The 4812-nt window shown below is 69.5% G+C and carries 6 protein-coding genes, 1 tRNA gene and 1 pseudogene; 5 read left to right on the top strand and 3 right to left on the bottom strand.

The features are described 5' to 3' along the window. Together H036_RS26175 and H036_RS26090 are read left to right on the top strand one after the other, a co-directional pair. Positions 1–330, top strand: a pseudogene (locus tag H036_RS26175) (dolichol-phosphate mannosyltransferase); the annotation flags it as partial. Positions 331–629: 299 nt separating this feature from the next. Further along, positions 630–752, top strand: a complete 123-nt coding sequence (locus tag H036_RS26090) for a hypothetical protein (RefSeq protein WP_017935397.1) — start codon at positions 630–632, stop codon at positions 750–752. Between the two features lie 82 nt (positions 753–834). Here the strand turns inward: H036_RS26090 and H036_RS0113870 are convergent, their stop codons facing one another. Next, complete coding sequence (locus tag H036_RS0113870) at positions 835–1866, bottom strand: hypothetical protein (protein ID WP_017935396.1); 1032 nt, start codon at positions 1864–1866, stop codon at positions 835–837. A gap of 129 nt (positions 1867–1995) precedes the next feature. On the opposite strand from H036_RS0113870, the gene H036_RS0113865 reads away from it, so the two are divergent. Both H036_RS0113865 and H036_RS0113860 read left to right on the top strand, forming a co-directional pair. After that, positions 1996–2069, top strand: a tRNA-Arg gene (locus H036_RS0113865). A gap of 119 nt (positions 2070–2188) precedes the next feature. After that, positions 2189–2542 (top strand): VOC family protein, encoded by a 354-nt coding sequence (locus tag H036_RS0113860; protein ID WP_017935395.1) that lies wholly within the window; start codon positions 2189–2191, stop codon positions 2540–2542. On the opposite strand, the gene H036_RS0113855 is transcribed toward H036_RS0113860, so the two are convergent. Next, positions 2521–3294 (bottom strand): IclR family transcriptional regulator, encoded by a 774-nt coding sequence (locus H036_RS0113855; RefSeq protein ID WP_026146052.1) that lies wholly within the window; start codon positions 3292–3294, stop codon positions 2521–2523. The genes H036_RS0113860 and H036_RS0113855 overlap by 22 nt on opposite strands. A gap of 70 nt (positions 3295–3364) precedes the next feature. Between H036_RS0113855 and H036_RS0113850 the strand changes: the two genes are divergently transcribed. Beyond that, positions 3365–4564: a 4-hydroxybenzoate 3-monooxygenase gene (locus tag H036_RS0113850; RefSeq protein ID WP_017935393.1), complete on the top strand. Its 1200-nt coding sequence runs from the start codon at positions 3365–3367 to the stop codon at positions 4562–4564. A 23-nt stretch (positions 4565–4587) separates the two neighbouring features. Here H036_RS0113850 and H036_RS22890 read toward each other — a convergent pair. After that, positions 4588–4812 (bottom strand): HNH endonuclease signature motif containing protein (locus H036_RS22890; protein WP_036488507.1); only part of this gene is annotated, 225 nt, incomplete at its 5' end.

The raw sequence follows: 4812 nt of genomic DNA, 5'->3' as shown, positions 1-4812 counted from the left end.
CGGGGTGGGAATCTCTATGTCCGGTTGTTGTTGGGGATCGGGATCCGGGATGCGACGGCGGGGTTCCGGTTGTTTCGTCGGGCGACGTTGGAGAAGGTGGATCTGGGGTCGGTGGAGTCGGCGGGGTATGTGTTCCAGACTGATCTGGCGACGCGGACGTTGCGGGCGGGGTTGGTGGTGCGGGAGGTGCCGATCGAGTTCGTGGAGCGGGTGCGGGGTGCCTCGAAGATGAGTGGGGCGGTGGCCTCGGAGTCGCTCAAGCTGGTGACGCGGTGGGGGTTGCGGGAGCGTCGGCGTCAGCTGACCCGCACGTGGCGCCGCACCCACTGACACCACAAACAGGGCTGTCCCGTCCGGACGTCTCCGAACGGGACAGCAGGCCAAGTGTTCGTCGTTCATCGGGGAGAGCGCCGGTCACCGTGCCTGGAGGAGGGACGGCGACACCGACCCGGCCTGACGCGAATCGCTCGAGATTTCACTTCCGCGACGCCGCAGAGCGGGCTCGGAGGACTTTTGCACGTTTCTGCAGTGCAAAAAGGTGCAGGGCGACTTTTCTCCCTGATTCAGGATCACCCGGTGAGACTGGGTCTAGCGGCCTGACCGAGGGCCCCGACCTCGAAGGAAGCGATATGAAGATCGTGCGCAGGATCAGCATCGTGCTGGCCTCCGTGGCCGTCAGTGTCGGCGTGATCGGGATGACCAGCCCGTCAGCCCATGCCGACCTCACCTGGGGTTACAGCCTGCACAAGTAGGCCCGACCCTCGAGCCGGCGCGTCGAAGCCTCCCCCGACCTTCGATGCCGACTCCCCTGAGAAGGGCAGTGATCGCGCCAGATCACTGCCCTTCGTCTGCGTCGGAGTCCTCGACGACCTCCTGAGGCTCACCGGTGAGGCCCTGCCGGCCGAGGATGTAGCCGAGCTGGAACCGGGTATCGGCCTCGAACTCCTCCTTCAGATCGGCGACGTAGGCCGCGTAGGTGCGCGAGCTGACGCCCAGCCGCTTGGCCGCGCCGGGATCGGCGTACCCCTCGATGAGCATCCGGATCGTCATCGCGCGCTGCTCGCCGGCGATGTGCCGGGCCACGTCCTCGCCGCTGCTGGTGAAGGGCCGGGCCCGTTCCCAGGAGCGCAGGAACACATCGACCAGGTACGCCACCACCGTCGGCTCGCGTACGGCGAGGGCGACGCCCAGGTCGTCCGGGGTCGGGATCAGGGCGATCCTGCGGTCGACCACGATCAGCCGGTGGAAGAACTCGTCGAGCGTGCGCACCTCGGCGCCGAGCGCGGTCACGCCCGCGACGTACCGCTGCGTGGAGGTGTTGCGGCGGGCAGCGTGCTGGTAGAGGGTCAGCACCCGTACGCCGCGGTCCATCAGCTCCTGCTCGTGGGCCAGGGACTGCTTCAGCGCCGCCGCTCCGAGGTCGCGCCCGGTCTGCGGCTGAGCGGTGAGGATCTCCTCGGTCGCCTCCGCCGCCAGGGTGGAGATGTACGGCGCGATGGCATCCCCGCGCAGATAGGTGAACGGACCCGAGGTGGCCTGTGGACCGCGCCGCCAGATCTGGCCGAGCGCGGCGAAGTCGCGGGCCCACTGCGTCGACTCCTGCAACAGCCGGGTGCCCTCGAGGCTGAGGGGTGCAACCACCCGCCCCTGGGCGGTGCCGGGGTCGTCGGGGACCCAGCGGGTGCCGTCGTCGCTGTCGTGGTGCAGCAGCCCGAGGGAGACCAGGAGCTCGAACGCCTCGTGGAACTCCCCGCCCTCACCGATCCGGTCGTCGTCGGTCGACATGCCGCCCTCGGCGACGGTGAGCTCGTACAGCTCGGTTCCTCGGCCCTCCAGCAGCGCGCGGTCCACGGCGCTGTCCTCCACGTGGTCTCCCTCCGCTGGCCTCGCCTGCCGTCTTGAGCCGCCCGATCGGGTGCTGAGATGATCCCACAGCGTCGGGATTTAGGTCCGACGCGTGTCGTCGGTTATTGTCTTCCAGTCCGCAACGGACGAGCGGCTGTAGCTCAGCTGGATAGAGCATCTGACTACGGATCAGAAGGTCTGGGGTTCGAATCCCTACAGCCGCGCAGATGAGTCATCAGAAGAACCCGGGTCCCGAGGGGCTCGGGTTCTTGTGCATCTGTGACCCGATCCCCGCCGTCGGCGAGCAGTAGGCAGACTGGCCTTCCACAGCTGAGGAGGCGTCATGAGCGAGCAGCAGGTCCGGATGATCGTCCTGTCCACGGACGATCTCGACGCGTCGATCGCGTTCTACACCGAGACCCTCGGGTTCACCCTGAAGTTCCGCGACGGCGCGCACTACGCGGCACTGGACGGCGGTGGTGTCACCGTGGCCCTGGCCACGCCCGTCGATCACCCGCTGCCCGGAAAGGTGGTGGTGGGCGTCAGGACCGACGACGTCGATGCCGCCGCACGGGCCATCGAGGACCATGGCGGGGCGATCGTGCGGGCGCCGTACGACGATGCGCACGAGCGGCGCGCCGTGGTCTATGACAACCAGGGCAACGGGCTGGTCTTCTACGCGCCGCTGCCGCGCTGAGTCGGCGGGACGCTCACCGCCCGACCGATCGCGCGCGCGGCGACGGTCAGGGCGGCGACCAGACGGGCCTTCTCGCGGCGGAAGTCGGGCACGACGACGCCGATCGAGGCAACCACCTCCTCCCCGTTCCAGACCGGAACCGCGACCGAGCAGGCGCCGAGCGTCATCTCCTCCTGGGTCGTCGCCCAGCCTTCGGCGCGGATCCGGGTCAGCTGGCGCGCGAGCATCCCCGGCGAGGTGATCGTGTACGGCGTGTGCGGGGTCAGGTGGTGCATCACCTGCTTGACGACCTCGTCGGGTGCGTAGGCGAGCACGGCCTTGCCGACGCCGGTGCAGTGCAGCGGCAGCCGGCCGCCAACCCGGCTGACGACCGGCACCGAGGTCTGCCCGGAGATGCGGTCGAGGTAGAGCACCTCGGCCCGGTCACGTACCGCGAGGTGGACGGTGGCGCGGGTGGCGGCGTGGATGTCCTGCAGGTAGGGCGAGGCGACGTCGCGCAGCCCGGTCTGGGTCGGCGAGAGCAGGCCGAGCGCCCACAGCCGGCGTCCGATCACGTAGCTCCGGTCGGCGGTGCGGACCAGCGCCCCGCCGGCCACCAGCTCGCGCACGATCCGGTGCGTGGTGGCAGGGGAGAGCCCGGCCCGCTCGGCGATGGCCGAGAGCGTCAGACGGCGGTGGGTGTCGTCGAACGCGCCGAGCACTTCCAGGGTGCGTGCGACCAGTGACGCACCGGGTGCGGCTCGGCCTGGCATCTCACGCTCTTTTCACTGAGTGAAAGACCAGGGTCGCACATGTGCCCCAGGTCTCATTAGCGTCGACCTTATGAGCATCGCCACCCCCGCCCAGCCCGCCAGCAGCACCCGCACCCAGGTAGCGATCGTCGGCGGCGGGCCGGCCGGGCTGATGCTGTCCCATCTGCTGCACCTGGCCGGGATCGACACGGTCGTGGTCGACAACCGCGCCGCCGAGGCCATCGAGACCACCCACCGGGCCGGCATCCTCGAGCGCGACAGCGTCCGGCTGCTCGTCGACTCCGGCGTCGACCGGGTGCTGCGCGACGGTCACCGACACGAGGGCATCGACCTGCGGTTCGACGGAGTGAGCCACAGGATCGACTTCGAGGGTCTGGTCGGTGCGTCCTGCTGGCTCTACCCCCAGACCGACGTCTTCATCGACCTGCACGCCCGGCGTACGGCGGACGGCGGTGACCTCCGCTACGGCATCACGGAGACCGAGGTCCTCGACGTACTCGACGCGCCGCGGGTCCGTTACACCGACGCCGCAGGCACTCGGCACGAGATCGTCGCCGACCTGGTGGTCGGCTCGGATGGCTCGCGCAGCATCTGCCGCGACCTCGTGCCGAACCCGACGCGGTTCTTCCGGGAGTATCCGTTCGCGTGGTTCGGGATCCTGACCGAGTCCGCGCCGAGCGCGCCCGAGCTGATCTACACCCGCTCCGAGCGCGGCTTCGCGCTGGTCAGCCAGCGCACCGAGAGCGTGCAGCGGCTCTACTTCCAGTGCGACCCGGCCGAGGACCCGGCAGCGTGGTCCGACGACCGGATCTGGGGCGAGCTGCAGGCACGGCTGGCCGGCGAGGACGGCTTCCGACTCAACGAGGGCCCGGTGATCGAGCGGACGGTGCTTCCCTTCCGCAGCTTCGTTCAGACCCCGATGCGGCACGGCCGGTTGCTGCTGGCCGGCGATGCCGCCCACACCGTCCCGCCGACCGGCGCCAAGGGGCTCAACCTCGCCCTCGCGGACGTGCGCGTGCTCGCCGAGACGATCGAGCGCACGGTGAAGAAGGGTGACGACGCTGCCCTCGACAGCTACACCGATCGCGCCCTGGCTCGGGTCTGGAAGGCGCAGCACTTCTCCTATTGGATGACCTCGATGCTGCACCGGCTCGAGGGCGCGAGCGACTTCGACGAGCAGCGTCAGCTGGGCGAGCTCGCCAGCATCATCGGGTCGCAGGCGGGCTCGACCTACCTCGCCGAGGGCTACACCGGCTGGCCCGAGCGCTGAGTGACGGGATAGCTTCTCGAGTGTCACGACGCGAGCCCTCTGAGGTCTCGGAGGGGCGTCGGGACTCTGCGGCGGAAGCGGTAGTCCCCGCTGGCGAGCCTGATGGTCTCGTAGGTCGGGTCGTGGGCTTTGTGGTGGTGGTGGCCGCAGAGGAGGGCGGCGTTGGTCAGGTCGGTGGGTCCGCCTCGGCTCCAGGGATTTTCGTGGTGGGCGTCGCACCAGGTCGCGGGCACGGTGCAGCCCTCGGC

The organism is Nocardioides sp. Iso805N (assembly GCF_000364605.1).
In the GTDB taxonomy this organism is placed as follows: domain Bacteria; phylum Actinomycetota; class Actinomycetes; order Propionibacteriales; family Nocardioidaceae; genus Nocardioides.
The sequence above is the reverse complement of the archived record's forward strand: the minus strand, read 5'-3'. Positions and strand labels throughout refer to the sequence as shown.